Source organism: Curtobacterium sp. VKM Ac-1395 (genome assembly GCF_015350975.1).
Taxonomy (GTDB): Bacteria; Actinomycetota; Actinomycetes; order Actinomycetales; family Microbacteriaceae; genus Curtobacterium.
Window position 1 is genome coordinate 77759 of the sequence record NZ_JADKRX010000005.1, and the last position, 22112, is coordinate 99870.

The 22112-nt window shown below is 73.5% G+C and carries 20 protein-coding genes; 12 read left to right on the forward strand and 8 right to left on the reverse strand.

Annotation, left to right across the window (positions count from 1 at the left end; genetic code table 11):
- From ITJ68_RS13895 to ITJ68_RS13905, 3 genes are read left to right on the forward strand one after another with little or no spacing between them, the layout of a single operon-like run.
- Complete coding sequence (locus tag ITJ68_RS13895) at positions 1-1128, forward strand: glycosyltransferase family 1 protein (protein WP_323743326.1); 1128 nt, start codon at positions 1-3, stop codon at positions 1126-1128.
- Positions 1125-1982, forward strand: a complete 858-nt coding sequence (locus ITJ68_RS13900) for a glycosyltransferase family 2 protein (RefSeq protein ID WP_194661993.1) — start codon at positions 1125-1127, stop codon at positions 1980-1982. Before ITJ68_RS13895 ends, ITJ68_RS13900 begins: the two co-directional genes overlap by 4 nt.
- 54 nt (positions 1983-2036) lie before the next feature.
- Positions 2037-3173, forward strand: coding sequence for a glycosyltransferase family 2 protein (locus ITJ68_RS13905; RefSeq protein WP_194661995.1), 1137 nt, complete (start codon positions 2037-2039; stop codon positions 3171-3173).
- A gap of 43 nt (positions 3174-3216) precedes the next feature.
- Here ITJ68_RS13905 and ITJ68_RS19620 read toward each other — a convergent pair whose 3' ends face one another.
- From ITJ68_RS19620 to ITJ68_RS13925, 4 genes are read right to left on the reverse strand one after another with little or no spacing between them, the layout of a single operon-like run.
- On the reverse strand, positions 3217-5145 hold the full coding sequence (locus tag ITJ68_RS19620; protein ID WP_194661997.1) for a glycosyltransferase family protein: 1929 nt from the start codon (positions 5143-5145) through the stop codon (positions 3217-3219).
- 2 nt (positions 5146-5147) lie between these two features.
- On the reverse strand, positions 5148-6011 hold the full coding sequence (gene rfbA / locus ITJ68_RS13915) for a glucose-1-phosphate thymidylyltransferase RfbA (RefSeq protein ID WP_194662000.1): 864 nt from the start codon (positions 6009-6011) through the stop codon (positions 5148-5150).
- Positions 6012-6023: 12 nt separating this feature from the next.
- Positions 6024-6635 (reverse strand): dTDP-4-dehydrorhamnose 3,5-epimerase family protein, encoded by a 612-nt coding sequence (locus ITJ68_RS13920; protein WP_194662002.1) that lies wholly within the window; start codon positions 6633-6635, stop codon positions 6024-6026.
- A gap of 51 nt (positions 6636-6686) precedes the next feature.
- A complete protein-coding gene (locus ITJ68_RS13925) occupies positions 6687-7799 on the reverse strand; it encodes a hypothetical protein (RefSeq protein ID WP_194662004.1) in 1113 nt (370 codons plus the stop codon).
- A gap of 93 nt (positions 7800-7892) precedes the next feature.
- On the opposite strand from ITJ68_RS13925, the gene ITJ68_RS13930 reads away from it, so the two are divergent.
- From ITJ68_RS13930 to ITJ68_RS13950, 5 genes are read left to right on the forward strand one after another with little or no spacing between them, the layout of a single operon-like run.
- On the forward strand, positions 7893-8834 hold the full coding sequence (locus ITJ68_RS13930) for a glycosyltransferase family 2 protein (protein WP_194662006.1): 942 nt from the start codon (positions 7893-7895) through the stop codon (positions 8832-8834).
- A 4-nt stretch (positions 8835-8838) separates the two neighbouring features.
- The gene (locus ITJ68_RS13935; RefSeq protein WP_194662008.1) at positions 8839-10395 is read left to right on the forward strand and encodes a DUF2142 domain-containing protein; all 1557 of its coding nucleotides are present in this window, start codon (positions 8839-8841) and stop codon (positions 10393-10395) included.
- A gap of 41 nt (positions 10396-10436) precedes the next feature.
- Positions 10437-11423, forward strand: a complete 987-nt coding sequence (gene rfbB, locus ITJ68_RS13940) for a dTDP-glucose 4,6-dehydratase (RefSeq protein ID WP_194662010.1) — start codon at positions 10437-10439, stop codon at positions 11421-11423.
- A 21-nt stretch (positions 11424-11444) separates the two neighbouring features.
- Entirely contained in the window at positions 11445-12296 is an 852-nt protein-coding gene (gene rfbD / locus ITJ68_RS13945) for a dTDP-4-dehydrorhamnose reductase (protein WP_194662012.1), read from the forward strand.
- Positions 12293-13210: an NAD-dependent epimerase/dehydratase family protein gene (locus tag ITJ68_RS13950; protein WP_194662014.1), complete on the forward strand. Its 918-nt coding sequence runs from the start codon at positions 12293-12295 to the stop codon at positions 13208-13210. The genes rfbD and ITJ68_RS13950 overlap by 4 nt, the downstream gene beginning before the upstream one ends.
- A 46-nt stretch (positions 13211-13256) precedes the next feature.
- Here ITJ68_RS13950 and ITJ68_RS13955 read toward each other — a convergent pair whose 3' ends face one another.
- On the reverse strand, positions 13257-14438 hold the full coding sequence (locus ITJ68_RS13955) for a glycosyltransferase (protein WP_194662016.1): 1182 nt from the start codon (positions 14436-14438) through the stop codon (positions 13257-13259).
- Between the two features lie 29 nt (positions 14439-14467).
- Between ITJ68_RS13955 and ITJ68_RS13960 the strand changes: the two genes are divergently transcribed.
- The 3 genes from ITJ68_RS13960 (at position 14468) to ITJ68_RS13970 (ending at position 17627) form a co-directional block, all read left to right on the forward strand.
- Positions 14468-15550 (forward strand): lysylphosphatidylglycerol synthase transmembrane domain-containing protein, encoded by a 1083-nt coding sequence (locus ITJ68_RS13960; RefSeq protein WP_194662018.1) that lies wholly within the window; start codon positions 14468-14470, stop codon positions 15548-15550.
- Positions 15551-15608: 58 nt separating this feature from the next.
- Positions 15609-16751 carry a glycosyltransferase family 4 protein gene (locus ITJ68_RS13965; RefSeq protein WP_194662019.1) on the forward strand — a complete coding sequence of 381 codons (1143 nt, stop codon included), beginning with the start codon at positions 15609-15611 and terminating at the stop codon, positions 16749-16751.
- Between the two features lie 159 nt (positions 16752-16910).
- A complete protein-coding gene (locus ITJ68_RS13970) occupies positions 16911-17627 on the forward strand; it encodes a hypothetical protein (RefSeq protein ID WP_194662020.1) in 717 nt (238 codons plus the stop codon).
- Between the two features lie 19 nt (positions 17628-17646).
- Here the strand turns inward: ITJ68_RS13970 and purE are convergent, their stop codons facing one another.
- The 3 genes from purE to ITJ68_RS13985 form a co-directional block, all read right to left on the reverse strand.
- Complete coding sequence (purE, locus tag ITJ68_RS13975; protein WP_268097641.1) at positions 17647-18156, reverse strand: 5-(carboxyamino)imidazole ribonucleotide mutase; 510 nt, start codon at positions 18154-18156, stop codon at positions 17647-17649.
- Positions 18157-18172: 16 nt separating this feature from the next.
- The gene (locus ITJ68_RS13980; protein WP_194662021.1) at positions 18173-20158 is read right to left on the reverse strand and encodes a glycoside hydrolase family 6 protein; all 1986 of its coding nucleotides are present in this window, start codon (positions 20156-20158) and stop codon (positions 18173-18175) included.
- A gap of 207 nt (positions 20159-20365) precedes the next feature.
- Complete coding sequence (locus tag ITJ68_RS13985; RefSeq protein WP_194662022.1) at positions 20366-21502, reverse strand: 5-(carboxyamino)imidazole ribonucleotide synthase; 1137 nt, start codon at positions 21500-21502, stop codon at positions 20366-20368.
- A gap of 134 nt (positions 21503-21636) precedes the next feature.
- On the opposite strand from ITJ68_RS13985, the gene ITJ68_RS13990 reads away from it, so the two are divergent.
- Positions 21637-22110 carry a GtrA family protein gene (locus tag ITJ68_RS13990; protein WP_194662023.1) on the forward strand — a complete coding sequence of 158 codons (474 nt, stop codon included), beginning with the start codon at positions 21637-21639 and terminating at the stop codon, positions 22108-22110.
- The last annotated feature ends 2 nt before the right edge of the window (positions 22111-22112 follow it).

Consider the following 22112-nt stretch of genomic DNA (forward strand, 5'->3'; position numbering starts at 1 on the left):
GTGCGGGCACTCCCCGTGCTCGTCGACGCGACGTCCGTCCCGCCGAACCGTGGCGGTGTCGCCCGCTACATCGCCGGGCTGCTCGTCGGGCTGGCGGAGCTCGACGTCCGGGTCGACGTGGTCGTGAAGCCCGGCGACCTCGCGTGGCTCCGCGACACCGCGCCGGCGCACCGGTACCACCCGGCGCCCGCCTGGACGTCGTCACGGCCGCTCCGCCTGGTGTGGGAACAGCTCGGGCTGCCCGGCCTGCTCCGCCGCGTCGGGGCGGACGTCCTGCACAGCCCGCACTACACGTTCCCGCTGCTGCACGCGGCGCGCACGGTCGTCACCCTGCACGACGCCACCTTCTTCTCCGATCCCGGTGCGCACTCGTCGCTGAAGGTCCGCTTCTTCCGCACCTGGACCCGGATCGCGCGGCGTGCAGCCCGCGCGACCGTCGCCCCGAGCGCGGCCACCGTCGCGGAGCTCGACCGCCTGGCAGGTCGTCCTCGACGTCCGACCGTCGTGGCACACCTCGGCGTCGACCGCGGGGTGTTCCATCCCCCGACCGACGCCGAGCTCCGCGCGTTCCGTGCCGCGCACGGGATGTCGGACGGCGACGACTGGATCGCCTTCCTCGGCACCGTCGAACCCCGCAAGCGCGTGCCGGCGCTCGTCGAGGCCCACGCGACGCTGAGCGCGGCCGACCCGTCGACGCCCCCGCTCCTCGTGGCGGGTGGGCTCGGGTGGGACGACACCGCCCGGACCCTGCTCGAGGCCGCCGGCGACCACCCCGGTCAGCCCCTCCGGCACCTCGGCTACCTGCCGCTCGACGAGCTCCGCGCCTTCCTCGGCGGGTCCCGCGTCGTGGTCTACCCGAGCACCGCCGAGGGCTTCGGCCTGCCCGTGCTCGAGGCCATGGCGTCCGGTGCCGACGTGCTCACCACCCGCCGTCTGGCGATCCCCGAGGTCGGCGGCGACACCGTGACCTACACGGAGCCGGACGCCGGTCCCATCCGTGCGGCACTGACCACGATGCTGGCCGACGACGACGCCGTGCGCGCCGACCGTGTCGCCCGCGCCGGACGCCGGGCCGCTTCCTTCACCTGGGCAGCGTGCGCCGAGCGCCACGTCGAGGTCTACGCATGACCGGCACGTCCGGCGACCGCACCGCCATCGTCACCGTCTCGTACAACTCCGACGACGTCCTCGGCCCGTTCCTCGCGTCGACGCGGGCAGCGAGCACGCAGGACGTCGAGGTGGTGGTGGCCGACAACGACTCCGCGAGTGCGGCGCACCTCCGCGAGGTCACCGAGGCCGCCGGTGCCCGGTTCGTGGCGGTCGGCGCCAACCTCGGGTACGGCGGTGCCGTCAACCGCGCCGTCGACACCCTCGACCCCGACGTGGGCTGGGTGCTCGTGTCCAACCCCGACGTGGTACTCGAGCCGGCGGCCCTCGACCGGATGCTCGACACCGCCAGGGCCGACCCGACGATCGGGTCCGTCGGCCCGAAGCTGCTCGAACCGAACGGCGACGTCTACCCCTCGGCCCGCCTCCTGCCGTCCCTCCGGACCGGCCTCGGACACGCGGTCTTCGCCAACGTCTGGCAGGGCAACCCGTGGACCAGGCGCTACCGGCAGGACGGCGACCACTCGACCCGCCGTGACGCCGGGTGGCTCTCCGGCGCCTGCGTGCTGGTCCGTCGCGACGTCCTCGACCGGCTCGGCGGCTTCGACGAGGGGTACTTCATGTACTTCGAGGACGTCGACCTCGGCTGGCGGATCGGCCGGCTCGGCCTGCGCAACGTGTTCGAGCCCGCGGCGACCGCGACGCACATCGGCGGGACGGCGACGCAGGGGTCGTCCGAGCGCATGCGCCGTGCACACCACGAGAGCGCCTACCGCTTCCTCGCGCAGAAGTACTCCGCGTGGTGGCTCTGGCCGCTCCGGGTCGCCCTGCGGACGGCACTGGCGATCCGGGCCCGCGCCACCCACACCCGCTGACCCGGTAGCCTCTCTCAGGAACCCGTCACCTCTCCCCGACCCGGAGCGCAGCACATGATCCTCGCCGTCACCCTGATGGTCCGCGACGAAGCGGACGTCCTGCCCGCGTGGTTCGACCACCACGTCGCACAGGGGTTCGACGTCTTCGTCATCACGGACAACGGGTCGACGGACGGCACCGCCGACCTCGTGCGGGCCTTCGCCGAGCGCACCGACGTCGTGGTCGACCTGCGCCACGACCCGGTGCACCGCAAGCAGCAGGGCACCGTGGTCACCGGCATGGCCCGCGACGCCGCCAGCGTCCACCACGCCGACTGGGTCGTCAACGCGGACGCGGACGAGTTCATCCTCCCCGTGGACCGGTCGCGCACCGTCCGTCAGGTGTTCGAGCAGCTCGACCCGGCCATCGGCGCGTTCTTCGTCCCGGTCGTCAACCTGACCGGCCGCATGGCGAAGTCCGGGGCCGGCGTGGAGCGGCTGCACTGGCGGGACGAGCGCACGGCGGAGGAACTCCGTGCCGCCGGCCTCGTCGCCCCACCGACGCCGAACACGGTGCACGTCGGGGACCCCGAGGTCACCGTCGTGCAGGGCAACCACCGCGCGAGCGTCGCGAACGGCGCCCCGGTGCCCGACGACCTGGCGCTCGAGGTCCTGCACCTGCCGTGGCGCTCCTGGAAGCAGTACGAGCACCGCGTCGAGGTCAGCGGCCGTGCCTACGAGGCCAACCCCGACCTCACGCCGAGCCCGCGCCACCACGGCATGATCGACTACCGGCGACTGCAGGACGGGCTGCTGCAGGCGGCCTTCTCGCTGCGGTTCGTGACGGACGACGAGGCCGAGGCCGGCTCGTTCCGCCGGGACAACGGCATCGCGGACGGGCTCCGTCGCGCCGGCTCCCCGGCGGTGGACGGCGAGCCGGACCCGCTCGTCGCCCCGGCCGAGGTCCGACGGCTGCAGGCCCTCGGCCGCTCGATCGTGTCGCGCGACCTGCGCATCGAGGACCTCGAGGACGCGCTCGCCGCCGAGCGGGCCACGGCGGACACCCTCCGCTCGGCGGTGCAGTTCGAGCGCACGCGGGCGGACACGTTCCAGCGGGACCTGCAGGGCGAACTCGACCGGATGCGTGCGCGTCGTGTCGTCCGCCTGGCCGACCGCGCCGGCACCATCGCCCGCCGCATCCGCCACCGCTGACGGCCACAGAGCACCCGCCCGGCGGCCGGCCGCCCCGCTGCCGTCAGCGCCGTCCGCGCTCCTGCCGCCCGCCGCGCTCCCGTCGCACTGCGTCGAGCAGCGTCTCGGCCCGCCGCGCGAAGGAGTGCTCCGCACCGATCCTGGCTCCGCGCGCCGCACGGTCAGCGTCCGACGCCGACTCCCCCAGCTGGACCAGCTCCCGCAGGTCCGCCACGTCGGTGTAGGGCCGCACCGCGCCGTGGAACAGCGCCTCGGTGCCCGGCACGGGATCCGTGACGACGAGCGCTCCGGAGGCCGCGGCGTCGAACAGGCGGTTCGACACGAAGCCGTCCCGCGCCATGTCGTCCCAGTGGTCGTTGAGGACGACCCGGGCGCTCCGGTAGAGCGCTGGCAGCTGCTCGTTCGGCACGAACACGCCGCGGTGCACGCCGTCCGGCAGCAGCGACTCCCAGCCCTCGCCCCAGACGGCGAGGTCGACCCCGGCCTCGACGGCGTCCCGCACGACGGGACGGAACACCCGCCGGGTCTTGCCGACGAACGCCGTGTCGAGGTCCGGGAAGGCCGGGTCGGCGGACCCCGGATGGAAGCGCGCCGGGTCCGTGGCCTGCAGGAGCGGCTCGACGGCGAGCCCGGTCCCCGCCGTCACCCGCGCGGCCCACACCGGGCCCGCGGCGAAGCAGAGGTCGTGGCGTGCCAGCTCGGCGGCCGTCACGAGGTCGGGGTGCGAGATCACCCAGAGCACGTTCGTCGCCGTGGGGTGCACGGGGGTGTCGTCGAGGCCGCGGAGGGTCAACGCGACGTCGTCGAGGTGCTCGGAGAAGGGCCGGACGTGGGCCTCGCGGTGGTCCACCACGACGTCCTGCCCGAGCCCGCGGAGCGCGACGGCGAGGTCGCGCGCGAAGAACGTGTCGCCCCAGTCGTCCCCGCGGGGGCCCGGGTGCGCGGCGATCCGGACCGACCAGCGCAGGCGTTCGCCGCGGTCGAGCGTGCGGAGCCACGTCCCCCGGACGACCGGTTCCCGGAGCGCGACCGGCGCCCCGGCCGCGTCCGCCGACGTCTCGTCGGGCGCCAGGCCCAGGCGGGCCAACGCCGCGTCCACCGCGTCGTCGGACCGCCCCCGCCAGACGGCCAGTGCGTCGGCGGCGTCGGTGTCGTAGCGGCGCTCCCGGAGGACGGACGTGCGGTAGACCCGTCCGACGGGCACCACGACGCAGTCCCCGCTCACGGCGTCCGCGGAGTCACGGGTCAACCGGGCGACGGCGGTCCTGGTGTCGACGGTGACGACGGGCACCGCGAGCGCGGTGGTGCGCACGGCGAAGCAGGGCTCGTCGCCGGCGAACACCCGCGCGCCGTCGAGGGCCTCGGCGTCCTCGGACGGGTGTCCCCGCAGGAGCGCCGCGACCGGCGCGGTCCCCCGGACCAGCACCGCGCCCGCACTCGCGACCACGTCGTCCGGGGTGCGGACCACGGGCAGGGCGACCACGGCCTCCCGGCGGTCGTGGTCGGGACCGCCCACCGGACCGACGGCCGCCACCAGCCGGGCGAGCGCGCCGTCCGGCAGGGCGATGCCGGCGTCCTGCACGACGACGACCGACGACCGGAGGAGGGGCCGCGCGGCGGCGACGGCACCGCCCCAGGTGGCCGCGACGGTGGCGCGGGCGACGTCGTGGTCGTCACCGGCGAGGACGGGCGGGTAGGTGCTCTGCGGTCCGGCGTGCACGTCGTACGCGCTCACCAGGACGGTCCGTGCCCCGGCGATGCGCGCCGCGCGCACGGCACCCAGGTGCGCACCGGCGCGGAACGCCGACTCGGCGACCGTGACGACGACGTCGAAGCCGTCCGTCTGCGGCTGCGGTGCGTCCGTCACCAGGGACGTGTCGACCGGGAGGCTCGGCTCGCCCCCGGCTGGCCCGTCCGGCCCGGTCGTGGTCGCGGGGACACCGGGCCGGCCGAGCAGGCGACGGAACGCCACGGTCAGCCGCGGAGCAGGTGCTGCAGGTAGACCCCGTAGCCGCTCTTGGCGAGCGGGGCGGCGAGGTCGGCGAGCGCGGCGTCGTCGATCCAGCCGTTGCGCCAGGCGATCTCCTCGATGCAACCGATCTTGTGGCCCTGGCGGTCCTCGATCACCTTGACGTACTCGGACGCCTGCATCATCGACTCGAACGTACCGGTGTCGAGCCAGGCGGTGCCGCGGTCGAGGACCTCGACGCCGAGGGTGCCGGCCTCGAGGTAGCGCTCGTTGACGGTCGAGATCTCGAGCTCACCGCGCGCACTCGGCTCGATGGTCTTGGCGATCTCCACGACGTCGTTGTCGTAGAAGTACAGCCCGGGCACCGCGTAGTTCGACTTCGGGTGGGTCGGCTTCTCCTCGATGGAGACCGCGGTGAAGTCGTCGTCGAACTCCACGACGCCGTACGCCTTGGGGTCGGCCACGTGGTAGGCGAAGATCGTCGCGCCCTGCACGGTGGTGTTCTTCTGCAGGCTGGTGCCGAGGCCCGTGCCGTGGAAGATGTTGTCGCCGAGGACGAGCGCCACGCTGTCGTCGCCGATGAAGTCCTCACCGATCACGAACGCCTGGGCCAGGCCGTCGGGGCTCGGCTGCACGGCGTACTCGATCGTCATGCCGAGGGCCGAGCCGTCGCCGAGGAGCGCCCGGAACTGGTCGTTGTACTCCGGCGTCGTGATGACGAGGACCTCGCGGATACCGGCCATCATCAGCGTCGACAGCGGGTAGTACACCATCGGCTTGTCGTAGATGGGCATGAGCTGCTTCGAGATGCCCTTGGTGATCGGCCAGAGGCGGGTGCCGGAACCGCCGGCCAGGATGATGCCCTTCATGGGGATGGTCCTCTACTTCTTCGTGGTCCGGAGGGACTCGGTGTAGGCGACGCACTCGTCGTACGTCGGGAGCAGCCCGAGCTCGGCGGCCTGTTCGAGGGTCGGTGCGCTGGTGTCCTTCTCGCTCAGCACGGGCTCGCCGATGCCGTCGGGCAGCGTCAGACCGACGGTCGGGTCGAGGATGCTGATGCCCTTCTCGCGCTGGGGGTCGTAGTGGGCGCTGACGAGGTAGTTCACCGTGGAGGCGTCCTCGAGCGCGACGATCGCGTGGCCGAGGCCCTCGGAGAGGTAGACGGCACGGCGGTCGACGTCGTCGATGCGCACCGAGTCCCACTGCCCGAACGTCGGCGACCCGACGCGGATGTCGATGATGTAGTCGATGAACGCGCCGCGCACGGCGGTGACGTACTTCGCCTGGCTCGGGGCCACGAGCGCGTAGTGGATCCCGCGCGCGACACCGCGCGCCGAGATCGACATGTTCACCTGGCGGAGGTCGAGCGGGTGACCGACGGTCTCCTCGAGCACGTCGGCACGGTAGGCCTCGAGGAAGGCTCCCCGTGCGTCGCCGTGCTGGACGGGGGTGAACTCCCACGCGCCTTGGATCTTGAGTTCGCGGATCTGCACCGGAGCAGCGTAGCAACCGGTCCGCTGATGTGCGGGGTGCCGGGCCGTCGGTCAGGACAGTCCGAGTGCCGACCGCCAGGCCCGTTCGCCCGGCTCGTCGCGCCCCTCGGCCACGACGCGCTCGGCTCGGACGTACGCCTGGGCCCGGCGGACGCGGTCCTCGGGGTCGTGGAACGCGGTGCGCAGCGCAGAGCGCCAGGAGTCCGTGCCGTCGTCGGCGAGGAGGCCGCCGTGTGCGTCGACGCCGGCGTAGGAGGGCCGGTCGGACCCGACGAAGGGCAGCCCGAGCATCGAGTACTCCAGGAACTTCAGGTCGCTCTTGGCGTCGTTGAACCGGTCGTCCGTCAGCGGTGCGACGCCGGCCGACCAGCGGTCCGCGTGCTCGCGGAGGAAGGCCACGAACTCGGGGTAGTGCGACGCGCCCTCCGGCAGGGCGAGGCGGTCGTGCCAGGCGTCGTCGTCGTGCGTCACCCCGACGACCTCGAGCCGGACGGGTCGGCCGTCGTCGTCCACGAACCCGTCGAACACGTCGCGGAGCAGGTCGAGGTCGCCGCCGTGCGTCGCGCTCCCCATGTAGAGGACCCGTCGGGGACCGTCGGTGGTCGGGGTCACCGGGTCGTGCGCCCACAGCCCGGGCTGGACGCCGTTCGGCACGACGACGGCGTCGATGCCCTCGGCGGCGAGGACGGCACGGAGGGGCTCGGTCGAGACGACCACCGCGTCGGCGCCGCGGACGAGCCGGTCGACGGCGGCCAGGCGGTCGGGGTCGTACTCGGCGCGGGCCAGTCGCTCGCGGGCCTCGGCGGTGAAGAAGTCGTCGTCCACCTCGGCGACGATCCTGGTGCCCTCGGCGGCGGCCCGGGCGAACGCGGCGTCGAGCGCGGCGAGCGGGAACGCGTCACGCTGCACCAGGACCGCGTCGAGGTGCGCGGTGTCCGACCCGTCCGCCCAGCGCACCGGGTCGACCTGCGCGACACGTGCTGCGCCGGACGCGGCGAGCGCCGACATCCGCCCGGTGACACGGATGTGCGCGGAGGCCGGGTGCACGCCGCCGGCACCGTGCACCACGAAGCCGACGAGCGGCGGCGCCTGCGGTGCGAGGGGCTGCGGCTGCGGTGCGGCCCGGCCGAGCAGACGGGCGACGGTCGACCGGAGAGGAGCCATGCGCCCATCGTGGCACGGCACGAGGAACACCCTGCATAGACTGGGACGTCCGTGTGCCCCGTCACAGCATCGAACCAGGGAACCCACCGCCTCGTGAAACTGTTCGTCCAGATCCCCTGCCTCAACGAAGAGGAGACGCTCCCGTCGGTCCTCGAGACGATCCCGACGTCGATCCCCGGCGTCGACGAGATCGAGATCCTCATCATCGACGACGGCTCGACCGACCGCACCGTCGAGGTCGCACGGGCCCACGGGGTCACCCACTTCGTCCGGCACACCACGAACATGGGCCTGGCGCGCTCGTTCCGCGACGGCGTGGACTACGCGCTGCTCCACGGCGCCGACATCGTCGTGAACACCGACGGCGACAACCAGTACCCGCAGGCGCACATCACCGAGCTCGTGCAGCCGATCATCGAGGGCACGGCGGACATCGTCATCGGCGACCGGCAGACCCGGACGATCGAGCACTTCTCGGGCTTCAAGAAGCTCATGCAGCGCTTCGGGTCCTTCGTGGCCAGCCGTGCCGCGGGGCTCGACCTGCCCGATGCCGCGAGTGGCTTCCGCGCCTACTCGAAGTACTCGCTGATCCGTCTCAACATCGTGACGCGCTTCAGCTACTGCATGGAGACCATCGTCCAGGCCGGCTACAAGCGCCTGGCGATCGCGAGCATCCCGATCACCACGAACGCGAAGACCCGCGAGTCCCGGTTGTTCAAGAACATCTGGCAGCACATGTTCCAGTCCGGGTCGGCGATCGCCCGGGTGTACCTGATGTACCGGCCGATGGCGCTGTTCGCCTCGGTCAGCGCGGTCTTCGGCGTCGCCGGGCTGATCCCCTTCGTGCGGTACCTCGTGCTGCTGTGGACCGACAGCGGCGGGAACCACCTGCAGTCCCTGATCCTCGGCGTCACGCTGGTCATCAGCGCGTTGCTGTCGATGGTGATCGGCGTGGTGGCCGACCTGACGCGGATGAACCGCACCCTGGCCGAGGAACAGCTCGACCTGCAGAAGCTCGCGCGCTACGGCGACTGAGCGGATGACGAGAGGACCGGACGCCCCGGTGGTCCGACCGCGCGTCGGACGGTCCGAGCGCCTCGCGCTCGGGATGGTCGTCGTCGCGTTCGCCTTCGTCCTCGGGCTCTGGGCGGTGCTGGTCCCGCCGTTCCAGGCCCCGGACGAGAAGGCGCACTTCGACACCGCGATGCACCTCGCGATCGGCGACCGCTGGGTCGGCCCCGGCGACCAGCGCTTCCTGAACGCGGTACAGGCCGCCGCCGGTCAGGCCGCCGCCGGCACCGACACCATGAGCGCCTCGTCGCGTGCCACGGTGCAGGAGCTCCGCACGGCACACCCGGGGATCGACGTCGGCGCGGTGGACCAGATGACCCAGCACCCGCCGACCGCCTACGCGCTGCAGGCCGTGGTCCTCCGGCTGGTGGGCTTCGAGCACCTGCGCTGGGACCACGCCCTGCTGGCCCTGCGCCTGTTCGACGCGCTGGTGGTGCTCCCGCTCCCCGTGCTGGCCTGGGCAGCGGTCCGTCGGCTGACCCGGTCACCGCGGGCCGCCGTGGTCGGGGCAGCCGCGGTGCTCGCCGTCCCGGAGCTGGCCTCGATCGCCGCGTCGGTGACGAACGACGCCCTGACGATGACGCTCGGCGGCGTCGTCACCGTGCTGCTCGTGCGGACGATGACCCGGGACCGTCGTCGGCGGACCCTGGTGCTGCTCGGCATCGCGCTCGGCGCGCTCGTCATCACGAAGGGCACCGGGCTGCCCGCCGTCCCCGTCGTGGCGCTCGCCCTGCTCGTCGGCCCCGGAGCACCCGCGTGGGGACGCCGCCTCGTCGAGACGCTCGGCACGCTGCTCCTCGCCGGCGTCGTGGGCGGGTGGTGGTGGGTCAGGAACCTGCTCGTGTACGGCACGCTGCAGCCCGACGGGTACGCGGCCATCCGCCCGCCGCAGTCCTTCCCCCGCGGGCAGGGGCCCGACCTGCTGACCTTCGTGGACGTGAGCTGGGGCACCGTGATCCGGACGTTCTGGGGCAGCTTCGGCGTGAACGCCTTCGCGGCGCTGTCACCGTGGCTGGTCGTGCCGCTGACGCTCGTCACGGTCGGCGTCGTCGTGGTCTGGGCCTTCCGGCGGTCGGCGGAACGACGCGCCGCCGTCCTGCTCGCCGTCTTCCCCGTGCTCCTGCTCGTCGCCCAGACGCTCACGAGCGTCCGCGGCTACCTCACGACGACCGCTGTCGTCGGCACGCAGGGCCGCTACCTGTTCCCCGCCGTCGTCGCGGTCGTCGTGCTCAGCGCACTGGCCTGGCGACGTCTGCCGCTCGGCGGACGGGCTCGGCGACTGCTGCCGGTCGTCGTCGTCGCCGGTGCCGGTGCCCTCGCCGCGACCGGGCTCGTGACGGCCCGCGTGCGGCTCGTGCCGGGCGCCGGGTACGCGGTGTGGTCCGACGGCCACCTCGGTGCCCTCGCAACCGGCGTGCTCGCGCTGCTCGCGCTGGCCGCCACGGCGCTCGCCGTGGTCGCCGTCGCCAGGACCCCGTCCCCGCTCCCCGGCGCGCTCGACGACCCCGACCGACTCCCCCGCTAGACTGCTCGCCGTCCGCCAACGGCCAGGAAAAGGAAACCAGCGTGAAGATCCTCGTCACCGGAGGAGCCGGCTTCATCGGCTCGAACTTCGTCCGTCGAACCCTCCAGGACGCCTACCCGGGCCTCGAGGGCGCCGAGGTCGTCGTCTACGACGCCCTCACCTACTCGGGCAACCTGGCCAACCTGGCCCCGGTCGCGGACTCCCCGCGCTACCGCTTCGTCCAGGGCGACATCCGCGACGCCGCCGCGCTCGACGAGGTCGTGCCCGGCATCGACGCCATCGTGCACTTCGCCGCCGAGTCCCACGTCGACCGCTCCGTCCGCGACTCCGGCATCTTCGTCGAGACCAACGTCGTCGGCACCCAGCGCCTGCTCGACGCAGCCCTGCGTCACGGCACCGAGCGCTTCGTGCACGTCTCCACGGACGAGGTCTACGGCTCCATCAGCGAAGGCTCGTGGGACGAGGAACGGCCGCTCGAGCCGAACTCCCCCTACTCGGCGTCGAAGGCCGGCAGCGACCTGCTCGCCCGCAGCTACCACCGCACGCACGGACTGAACCTCTCGATCACGCGCTGCTCGAACAACTACGGGCCGTACCACTTCCCGGAGAAGGTCATCCCGCTCTTCGTCACGAACCTCATCGACGACGTGCACGTCCCCCTCTACGGCGAGGGCAACAACATCCGCGACTGGCTGCACGTGGACGACCACACCCGCGGCATCGCGATGGTCCTCACCCGCGGCCGCGCCGGCGAGATCTACAACATCGGCGGCGGCACGGAGCTGACGAACAAGGAGCTCACCGAGCTGCTGCTCGAGGCCACCGGCAAGGACTGGTCGTACGTCGACCGCGTCGCGGACCGCCTCGGTCACGACCTCCGCTACTCGGTGGACATCAGCAAGATCCAGGCCGAGCTCGGCTACGAGCCCCAGGTCCCCTTCGAGCAGGGGCTCGCCGACGTCGTCCAGTGGTACCGCGACAACCGCGCCTGGTGGAAGCCGCTCAAGGAGCGCGCGGCCCTGGCCTGAGCCCGGACGACGGACCAGACCATGACCCGCTACCTCGTCACCGGCGCGGCAGGCATGCTCGGACAGGACCTCCAGCAGGCCCTCGCCGGACGTGACGTGACCGCGCTCTCCCGCGCCGACCTCGACATCACCGACCCGTCCGCGGTCGCCGCGGCGGTCGCTGGGCACGACGTCGTCATCAACGCCGCCGCCTACACCAAGGTCGACGACGCCGAGTCCCACGAGGACGACGCCCACGCCGTGAACGCCCGCGGCCCCGAGGTCCTCGCGACGGCCGCGGTCGCCGCCGGGGCGAAGCTCGTGCACGTCTCGACGGACTACGTCTTCGACGGCAACGGCACCTCCCCGTACGCCGAGGACGAGCCCACCGACCCGATCGGTGCCTACGGCCGCACGAAGGCCGCAGGCGAAGCCGCCGTCCGACGTGTCGCACCGGACTCCTCCTGGATCGTGCGCGCGGCCTGGCTCTACGGGACAGGCGGCCCCAACTTCGCCAAGACGATGATCCGGCTCGCCGGGTCGCACGAGACCGTCAGCGTCGTCACCGACCAGGTCGGGCAGCCGACGTGGACGGGCGACCTCGCCCGGCAGATCGTCGCGATGCTGGACGTCGACGCGCCCGCGGGCATCTACCACGGCACGAACGCCGGGCAGGGCTCGTGGCTCGACTTCACCAAGGCGATCTTCACCGAGGTCGGGCTCGACCCCGAACGCGTCCTGCCCACGGACAGCTCCGCGTTCGTCCGACCGGCACCGCGCCCCGCCTACAGCGTGCTCGGACACGACGCCTGGGTCCGCGCGGGCCTCGCCCCGATGCGCGACTGGCGCGACGCCCTGCACGCCGCTGCCGAGGCGGGGGTCCTCACCGCGTGAGTGCAGCAACTGCGCTCGTCGTCGGGGGCGGCGGGTTCCTCGGTGGTGCCGTCGTGGCTGCGCTCGAGCACGCGGGTGACCGCGTGGTCGTCCCCCGGGTTCCCTGGAGCGACACCGAGGCGGCCGCGACCCTGCTCCGGGACGCCGTGACGAGCCTCCAGGCCGACGGCGCGCCGTGGCGACTCGTCTGGTGCGCCGGCAGCGGCATCGTCGCGACCGGCGAACAGGCCTTCGCCGCCGAGGCGACGATCCTCGGGCGGGTGCTCGACACGACCGGACCGACCGCGGACGCCCCCGGGTCCCTGTTCTTCGCGTCGTCCGCCGGCGGCGTGTACGCCGGCGCGAGCGGCGCACCGTTCGACGAGGACACCGAGCCGCTGCCCCTCGCGCCCTACGGCCGCAGCCGGCTCGCCGCCGAGGCCCGCTTCCGGGACTTCGCCGAGGCCACCGGCGCGCCGCTGCTCGTCGGGCGGATCTCGAACCTCTACGGTCCCGGCGCCAACCTGCGGAAGCCGCAGGGCCTGGTGTCGCAGCTGGCGCTGGCCCACATCGAGGGCCGCCCGTCGTCGATCTACGTGCCGATGGACACCACCCGCGACTACCTCTACATCGACGACGCCGCCGCGATGGTCGCCGACGGGCTGACGGCCGTGGCCGACGGTGCAGCGGGAGCGACCACGACGAAGATCTTCGCGTCGCAGCAGGGGCGCACCATCACCGAGGTCGTCGAGGCGGTGTCCGCCGCGTTCGACGAGCCGCTCGACGTGCGCGAGGGCCACGACCCCGCCGCGACCTCCCACGGCCGGGACCTCCGCTTCCGGTCGCGGGTCATGACGAGGCTGGACGCCCGGACGCACGTGCCGTTCGACGTCGGCGTGCGCCGGACCGTCGACGCGGTCCGCGCCGGCCGCTGACCGGCACGCGACCCGCGGCCCGTGTTCAGCGCCGGAGCGCGTCAGCTCAGCGCTGGAGTGCGTCGGCGATGAGCGTGCGGTAGCGGTCCCCCACGGCCTCGACCGTGTAGGCCGCGGCCGTCGCACGGGCACCCGCGCCGAGGCGCTCCGCGAGCGCCGGGTCGGCGAGGAGCCGGTCCACTGCCGCTGCGAGGGCGTCCGCGTCACCCGGCGCGACGAGCAGGCCGTTCACGCCGTCCTCCACCACGTCGACGATCCCGGGCACGGCGGACGCGACGACCGCGCAGCCGGCCGACATGGCCTCGAGGAGCGCGACGGGCAGCCCGTCGCGGTCACCGTTCGCCGCGGGGACGGACGGGTAGACCGCGATCCCGGCCTTGGCGTAGTGGGCGGCGAGGGCGGCCTTGCCCTGCGCACCGACGAAGTCGACCCCGCTGCCGGCACGGGCCTCGAGCGCCTGCCGGAGGGGCCCGTCGCCGACGACGACGACCTCGGCCGGGCGGTGTGCGACACGGTCGAGTGCGTCGAGGAGCACGGTCGCGCCCTTCTTCTCGACGAGCCGTCCGACGAAGAGCAGCCGACCCGGGGTGCGGGTCTCGCTGGCCACCGCTCGGGAGATGGGCTCGAGGTCGACGCCCATCGGCACGATGTGGACCTGGTCGTCCCGCGCCCCGAGCTTGCGGAGCTCGAGTGCCATGTCGGTGCTCATGCAGGTCACGGAGGCCGCGCTCGCGATGACCGCCCGCTTGACGCGTTGGAGGACCGGGTGCCGCAGCGCGTAGAGGTCGCCACCCAGCGTCGTCACCACGCGGGGCAGGTCGCCGAGGACGAGCTTGCCGACCGCCCCCTGCGGGATGATCCAGTGCAGCAGCGCCGCATCGGCTCGGGAGCGCCTGGCCTCGCGGCGGAGCGCGACGGCCATCGCCCCGAAGAAGAAGGGGACCTGCAGCCAGCGGACCGGTGCCGCGCGGAGGTTGTCCACGATGGCCCCGTCGGCCAGGTCACGCCAGCGGGCCGGGAAGTACGAGTACCGACGGACCTCGACGTCGCCGATGCGCTGGTGCTTCGCCGCACCCTTCGTCATCGGGGCCACCACCACGACCCGGTGGTCGCTCGACAGGGCCAGGGCGAGGTCGAGCACGAAGCCCGGGGTGCCGTCGCCCGGCTCGGCCGGGAACGTCGACGCGGCGACGAGGAGCGTCGGACGGGCAACAGGGTCGGGATGCATGCAGCGCTCTCGCTTAGAGTTGTCGGTCGATGGACGCACGACAGCCTACGGGGTCCGCCGCCGACGCAGCATCGGCCGATGGACGTCCTGCTCATGACCCCGCCGCCGGCCCGACCACCGGCGCCGAGGTGCCCGTCGTCGCGCCCAGGAGCCGCCGCGCCCGCGTCCTGAACGTCGTGAAGTGGGCGGCTGCGATCGTCGCGGTGGTGCTGCTCGTCGTCGGGGTCGCGCGGCAGTGGGACGAGATCGTCGCCGACTTCGCTCGGCTCGACGCCGTGACCGTGACGCTCGGGATCGTGCTCACCCTCGTGGCCCTGGTCGCGAACATGCTCTCCTGGCGCGCCATGATGGCAGCCACCGGCTTCCACGTCCGGCTCGCTGCGGCGTCGTCCATCTTCTTCGTCGGCCAGCTCGGCAAGTACATCCCCGGTGGCGTCTGGTCGATCGCGGCCCAGGCCGAGCTCGGCCGCGCGCACGGTCTGGCCAGGACCGGCAGCGCGGTCGCCTCGCTCGCGTCGATGCTCGTCAGCATGGTGACCGCCGCACTCGTGGGCATCCTCGCGCTGCTGCTCGGCTCGACGGACGGCCTCGCCACGTTCTGGTGGCTCGGCATCGTCGTGGTGCTGGGTCTCGTCGCCCTGACGCCGCCGGTGCTCGGTCGCCTCATCGCCCTCGCCATGCGGCTGCTCCGCCGGCCGCCGCAGACGATCACGCTGACCTGGGGCGGCACCGTGATGTCGATCGTCTGGTCCGTCGTGATGTGGATCGCGTACGGCGCCCAGGCCACCGTCGTGCTGCAGGCCTTCGGTGCGCACTCGTCCGTGCTCTTCCCCGTCGCGACCGGTGCGTACGCGGTGGCCTGGCTCGTCGGCTTCCTGGTGGTCATCGCACCCGCGGGGCTCGGGCCGCGCGAAGCCGTCCTCCTGCTGCTGCTCGGGTCGGTGACGAACCCCACTGGTGCCCTCGCGCTGGCGGTGGTCAGCCGGGCGTTCATGACCCTCGGCGACGTCGTCCTGGCCGGTCTCGGCGCCGCCCTCGCGGTGCGACACCGGCGTCGCGCGGCCGCCACGACGCCCGCCGACAGCCTCCCGGGAAGTCCCGGCGCGCCCTGATAGTGTCCCGTCCGGGCCGCCAGCCGTCCCGTCCGAGAACCCCGAGGAGCCACACCGCATGACCACTCTCCGCGTGATCGTGGACCAGGTGATCGCACCGGTCCCGGGCGGCATCGGACGCTACGCGGAGGAACTCGCCCGGAAGCTCATCGAGACGGCGCCGGCCGGGTGCGACGTCGAAGCGGTGGTGTCGGCCGCATCACCCGCGGAGCTCCAGCGGCTGCGGACCCTGCTGCCCGGGCTGGGCGACCTCGAGCGCCTCGCCCTGCCCCGACGGGAGCTCTCCCTCGCCTGGCAGGCCGGTCTGGCACGCGGTGCGTCCCGCGGCATGGTCCACGCACCGAGCGTGCTGGCACCGCTGGTGAAGCACAACCGCTTCCAGGACGTCGGCCACCAGACCGTCGTCACGGTCCACGACACGGTGCCGTGGACGCACCCGGAGACCCTCACCTCCCGCGGCGTGCACTTCCACAAGGCGATGGTGAAGCGGGCCTGGCGCCACGCCGACGCCGTCGTGGTGCCGACCCACGCGGTCGCCGCGGCGCTGAACGACGTGCACCGCTTCGACGACCGGCTCCGGGTGATCGGCGGCGCCCCGAGCGCCAAGCTGCGCGTCCCCGTCGACGCCGACCTCCGCGCCGAACGCCTCGGCCTGCCCGACCGCTACGTCCTCGCCGTCGGCACCCTCGAACCCCGGAAGGGCCTGCGCTACCTCATCGAGGCCATGGCGCACCCCGAGGCACCGCGCGACGTCCCGCTGGTCATCGCAGGACCGGACGGCTGGGGCGACGTCGACGTCATCGAGACCGCCGAGCGCGCCGGACTCGCCGCCGACCGGGTCAAGGTCCTCGGCCACGTCGACGACGCCGACCTGGCCGTCGTCTACGACCGGGCGACGGTGTTCGTGTTCCCGAGCCTCGCCGAGGGCTTCGGCCTCCCCGTGGTGGAGGCCATGAGCTTCGGCACCCCGGTGATCCACTCCGACGACCCCGCCGTGCGCGAGGTCGCCTCGGACGCCGGCGTCACGGTCGACCGCGACCCCCGTGACTCCTACCCGGCGCGCATCGCGCAGGCGGTCTACCAGGTCGTCAACGACCACCACCTGGCCGGGCAGCTCGCCGTCGCCGGGCCGGACCGGGCGCGCATGTTCGACTGGCGCGACTCCGCGCTGGAGACCTGGCAGCTGCACGCGGACCTGTAGCCACGCACCGCAGGCGCCGCACACCTCGCAGGCACCACACACCCTGCAGGCACCGCGGAGCCGCGGCACCGCAGCGCCCCGGATCACGGCTCGGCATCGATGGCCGGACGCTCCGTGTCGCCGCCGTTCCCGCGTGCGCACGGCTGCCATCATCGGGACATGCAGCGACGTCGTTCCCTCCCCGTCCTCACCGCCACGATCGTCCTCGGGCTCGGCCTGACGACGACCCTCGCGGCGTGCTCCGGCGGCGACGACCGGACCCCGACCCGCTCCCCCTCGGCCACCCGGTCCGCCTCGGCGACCGCCACTGCCACCCCGTCCCGGACGCCGGTGGCGTCGGCCGCCCCGACGAGCGGGACCACGCCGTCCCCCTCGGCGAGCACCCCGTCGGACGACCAGACCGGACCGGCGGACGACGGCACCGGTCCCGGCACGGGCAACGGCAGCGGCGTCGACCAGCCCGACTCCGTGGACTTCGCCGCGGTGACCGCGCAGGGCGTGGCAGCGGCCGGCGGCGGCACCGTCGTCTCCCTCGTCGGGTCCGGTGACAACTGGACCGTGCTCGTGTCCGGCCCCGACGGCTCCCAGACGCAGTCGGTCGTGTCGGCGACGCTCGGGCGCGTGACGTCCGGCCCCTTCCCGAAGGACGCCGACTCCGCCACGAAGGCCGCGAACGTCGCCCGTGCCGGAGCACTGCAGGTCAAGGCCGACGCTGCCGCGACCAGCGCCGTCGGCGCCGTGCCCGGCAGCACCCTGACGTCCCTCGTGCTCGGTGGGTCCGGGTCGGCCCCCGTGTGGACCGCCACCGTCAGCGCTGGCGGCGCGACCCGGTCGGTCACGGTCGACGGCGTCACGGGCACGGCCACGGCCGCCTGACCCCCGGTCGACGGCGTCGTCAGAGCTGCGCGCGCAGCGCCTCGGCCTTCCGCTCGACGACCTGCTCGAGGCCGGCGGCGTACTCCGCCAGGCGCTCGGCCACGGCGGGCTCGGACGAGCCGATGATCCGCGCGGCGAACAGGCCGGCGTTCGCCGCACCGTTGATCGCCATCGTCGCCACCGGGATGCCGGCGGGCATCTGCACGATGGACAGCAGCGAGTCCAGGCCGTCCAGGCGCGCGAGCTGCACGGGCACCCCGATCACGGGCAGCGTGGTCAGGGACGCGACCATGCCCGGCAGGTGAGCGGCACCCCCGGCGCCGGCGATGACGACGCGGAGGCCACGGGCAGCGGCGCCGCGGCCGTAGCGGACCATCTTGTCCGGGGTGCGGTGCGCCGAGACGACGTCGGCCTCGTACGGGATGCCGAGTTCGTCGAGGATCTCGGCCGCGGCCCGCATGGTCGGCCAGTCCGAGTCGGACCCCATGATGATCGAGACGAGCGGTGCGGGCACGGTGGTGTCGGTCACCCGACGAGCCTAGCCGTCAGCGCACGGTGACCGTGCGGCAGCCGAGCGACCGGTCGCCACCGGCACCGATCCCGACGGCCCGGATGCACACGCTCCGCCTGCCGGTCACACCGACCACCCGCGCGGTGAAGCCGTGGGCGGCCCCGGCACCGGTCGACCGGTCCACGTCGGCACGGACGCGGTCCGCGGTGAAGCGGCCGACCTGCTTGCCGGCGACGGTCACCACGATCGTCACGGGAGCGCCCATGTCCTCGCGGTCGAAGGCGTGCCCGGCGACGTCCACCCGGCGGTGCGCGCTGGAGACGACGGTCTCGAGGGCGCCGGAGGGGGCACTGGCAGCGACGGTGACGACCGAGCACGGCGCCGTGACGTCGCGTCCCGGCCCGGTGTTGGTCGCCCGGACGCAGACCGTGTGCCTGCCGGCGCCGGCTGGCACCACCGCGGCGAACCCGTGCGCCGTCCCGACGCCGAGGTCGGCCAGGTCGCTGCGGACCCGGTCGGCCCTGGCGGTGCGGACGGTCCGGCCGTCCACGACCAGCGCGACCGGCAGCGCCGTCCCCGGAGCGTCCCCGTCGACCGCGACGCCCTGCACCCGGATCCCTGCCGGGACGACCACGGCCTGGGTCAGCCGGACGACCGGGTCGTGCCCGAGGACCGTGACGTCGTCGCACCCCAGTCGCTCGTCGGCGCCCCGGGAGACGTTGACGGCGGTGACACAGACCGTGCGCGTGCCTGCTGCCGCGGGGACCGTGACGTCGTAGCCGTGGGCGGCCCCGACCCCGTAGGTGTCGCCGACGTCCTGCCGGGCCCGGTCCGCCAGGCCCGACCCTGCGACCCGGCCGTCGACCGTGACGCGGACCGTGAGCGCCGTGTCGGCCTCGTCCTGGTCGAACGCCCATCCGCTGACACGGACCGCCGCGGCCGCTCCGGACGCGGCGTCGAGGGTCCCCACCGGCGACCGGACGGGTTGCGGCGCACCGAGCACGGCGTTGGCGACCAGCACCTGGGCGGAGGCGGAGTACCACTTCCCCGCCGCCGGACCGCCGTTGCACGTGCCGTCGCTGGCGCCAGGGGTCTTCACCCAGAGGAGCGCGTCGAGCGCCGTGCCGTCGTCGATCACCCGTGGCGACGTCCCGAGTCCGGCGCCGGGGGCGTTGCACCACGTGCCACGCCAGCCCTGCCCGTTCCGCGAGGTGTCGATGACGTAGTGCGAGCCCCCGGTCAGCGCGGAGAGCTTCTCGGCGTAGACCTGCTCCTGCGCCACCGGGTAGTAGTTGGCGACGTTGGTGAAGAACCCGCGGGCGTCCTGCACGCCCGCGCTCCGCAGCCGCGCGGCCATCGTCGTGGGCGGCACCCAGTTCGAGTTGCCGGCATCGAGGTACGCGGGGACCCCGGCAGCGGTGAACGCGGCGACCTCGCGGGACAGGATCCGGTACCGCTGCTGGTCGAGGGTCGGCGTGCAGCGGTCGTTGCTGAGCATGGCGAGCGAGTCCGGCTCGACGACGACCGCAGCCCGCTTGCCCGCGAGCTTCGTCACGATCCGGTCGATCCACGCGTCGTAGGACGTCTCGTCGAACCCACCGGCCGAGTACCCGCCGCAGTCGCGCTGCGGGATGGCGTAGGTGACGAAGACGGCCGTGGTCCCGTTCGCCGCGGCCCCGGCGGTCGCGGTGTCGAGCGTCCGGTCGAGCGCGGCACCCGTCGTCCACTCACCGAGCCAGGTCGCGACCGGGTACCGCGCGATGGTCGATGCGGCACGGGCGCCCGCCGGGTCCGAGGACGCGAGCGCACCGGCGGCCCTGGCGGCCTCGCTGGTGGGCGACGTGTACTGCCCGTTCCCGTAGAGCGCCGCAGCGGACGCGGAACGCACCGCAGCCGGTGTCGCGGCGCCGGCGGGCCCGGAGGGCACGACGAGGGCTCCGACGACGAGGGCCGCGGTGACCGTCGCGACGACGGAGACCACGGAGTGGGCGCGGGCGCTGACGCGCGGACGGCGTGGCATGGACGGCTCCCCTGGACGGACTTCCCCTGACCCGTCCATGGCACCACGCCCTGCCCACGCCGACCAGCCGCCAGAGCGGGTGCCACCTGGACGGGTGGCAGCCGCCGTCGACGTCGCCACCCACCGGACGGGAGGCTCGGTGCGGGCCCGCCACGGGCCTCCCGTCCGGTGCGCGGTCCCCGCCGTCGGCCGGTCGCGCTTGTCGGGTCAGTCGTCGAAGTGCGCCGCTGCGCTCCGCGCCCGGTACACGACGTCGTCGACGTCGTCGCCGGTCACGGTGACGTGCCCGATCTTGCGGCCGGGGCGCGGGGCCTTGCCGTAGAAGTGGTACTTGGCCTCGGGGAAGGCCGCGAGGGCGCCCGGGTACCGCGCGGCGAGGTCGCCGTCGGCCGGGCCACCGAGGACGTTCACCATCACGGCGACGGGGGCGTTCGTCCCGGTCGCTCCGAGCGGCAGGTCGAGGACCGCGCGGAGGTGCTGCTCGAACTGGCTCGTCGTCGCGCCGTCGATCGACCAGTGGCCGGTGTTGTGCGGCCGCATCGCGAGCTCGTTGATGAGGATCCGCTCGTCACCGGTCTGGAACAGCTCGACCGCGAGCACACCAGTGACGTCGAGCTCCTCGGCGATGCGCACCGCGATCGACTCCGCCAGGTCGGCGAGGCGGCCAGCACTGTCGGGCGCGGGGGCGATGACCTCGGCGCAGACGCCGTCGCGCTGCTCGGTCTCGACGAGCGGCCACGCCACGACCTCACCCGACGGGCGGCGGGCGACGGACTGGGCGAGCTCGCGGGTGAACGGCACGAACTCCTCCGCCAGGAGCGCCTGCGCACTGCCGCTCTCCGCGAGGGCGATGAACCAGTCCTCGACGTCTGCGGGGTCGGTCAGGACGCGGACGCCCTTGCCGTCGTAGCCGCCACGGGCGGTCTTCACGACGGCCCGCCCCCCGTGGGCGTCGAGGAAGGCGCGGAGCTCGTCGGGGTCGTGGACCGCGGCCCAGTCCGGCACGGGCAGTCCGAGCTCGGTGAGCCGGGCGCGCATGACGATCTTGTCCTGGGCGACGGCGAGCGCGTCCGGACCCGGACGGACGGCGACGCCGGCGGCGACCAGGGCACGGAGGACGTCCTGCGGGACGTGCTCGTGGTCGAACGTGACGACGTCGACGTCCCGTGCGAAGGCGAGCACGGTGTCGGCGTCGTGGTAGTCGCCCTCGGCCGTCGCCGCGATCGCCGCGGACATGTCCGGCCCCTCGGCGAGGACCCGGATGTCGATCCCGAGCTCCACCGCTGCCGGCACCATCATGCGGGCGAGCTGCCCTCCGCCGACCACTCCGACGCGCAACGCCATGCTGTGTGTTCCTTCCGCGGTTCCCACCGTGCGGTGAGACCCGGTCGTCTACCATTCCGGATTGTCGATCGTCGATCGACCCCGCGCCGTCCTCGGGACGGGCCGACGCCAACTCTACGGATCCAGGAGACCACGTGCGGCGCCTCATCGCCCAGCTCGCCCGCTTCGGCATCGTCGGCGCGGTCGGCTTCGTCGTCGACTTCGGCGTGTTCAACCTGCTGCGCGCGACCGTGCTCTCGCCGGACGACGTCCACTCGGGGCCGTTCTGGGCGAAGGTCGTCTCCACCACGGTCGCCATCTTCGTGAACTGGGTCGGCAACCGGTACTGGACCTTCCGCCACCAGCGTCGGTCCGTCGCTGCGAAGGAGGGCGTCGAGTTCGTCGTCGTCTCGCTCGGCGGCATGGTGATCTCGCTCGGCTGCCTCGGCGTCTCCCACTACGTGCTCGGGTACACCTCGGCGCTCGCGGACAACGTCTCCGGGAACGTCATCGGCCTGGCGCTCGGCACGGCGTTCCGGTTCTGGCTCTACAAGGCGTGGGTGTACCACCCTGACCGGGTCGGCCAGGAGTCGACGCGGACGGCGGAGGTCCTGCGCCCGACGCGCTGACG

Excerpts from the sequence above, each read along its gene's own strand:
- ITJ68_RS13970 (WP_194662020.1), top strand. The coding sequence starts at position 16,911 with ATGCAGCGACGTCGTTCCCTCCCCGTCCTCACCGCCACGATCGTCCTC.
- ITJ68_RS13960 (WP_194662018.1), top strand. The coding sequence starts at position 14,468 with ATGGACGCACGACAGCCTACGGGGTCCGCCGCCGACGCAGCATCGGCC.
- rfbA (WP_194662000.1), bottom strand. The coding sequence starts at position 6,011 with ATGAAGGGCATCATCCTGGCCGGCGGTTCCGGCACCCGCCTCTGGCCG.
- ITJ68_RS13925 (WP_194662004.1), bottom strand. The coding sequence starts at position 7,799 with ATGGCTCCTCTCCGGTCGACCGTCGCCCGTCTGCTCGGCCGGGCCGCA.
- rfbD (WP_194662012.1), top strand. The coding sequence starts at position 11,445 with ATGACCCGCTACCTCGTCACCGGCGCGGCAGGCATGCTCGGACAGGAC.
- ITJ68_RS13955 (WP_194662016.1), bottom strand. The coding sequence starts at position 14,438 with ATGCATCCCGACCCTGTTGCCCGTCCGACGCTCCTCGTCGCCGCGTCG.
- ITJ68_RS13900 (WP_194661993.1), top strand. The coding sequence starts at position 1,125 with ATGACCGGCACGTCCGGCGACCGCACCGCCATCGTCACCGTCTCGTAC.
- ITJ68_RS13935 (WP_194662008.1), top strand. The coding sequence starts at position 8,839 with ATGACGAGAGGACCGGACGCCCCGGTGGTCCGACCGCGCGTCGGACGG.
- ITJ68_RS13905 (WP_194661995.1), top strand. The coding sequence starts at position 2,037 with ATGATCCTCGCCGTCACCCTGATGGTCCGCGACGAAGCGGACGTCCTG.
- ITJ68_RS13965 (WP_194662019.1), top strand. The coding sequence starts at position 15,609 with ATGACCACTCTCCGCGTGATCGTGGACCAGGTGATCGCACCGGTCCCG.
- ITJ68_RS13980 (WP_194662021.1), bottom strand. The coding sequence starts at position 20,158 with ATGCCACGCCGTCCGCGCGTCAGCGCCCGCGCCCACTCCGTGGTCTCC.
- ITJ68_RS13985 (WP_194662022.1), bottom strand. The coding sequence starts at position 21,502 with ATGGCGTTGCGCGTCGGAGTGGTCGGCGGAGGGCAGCTCGCCCGCATG.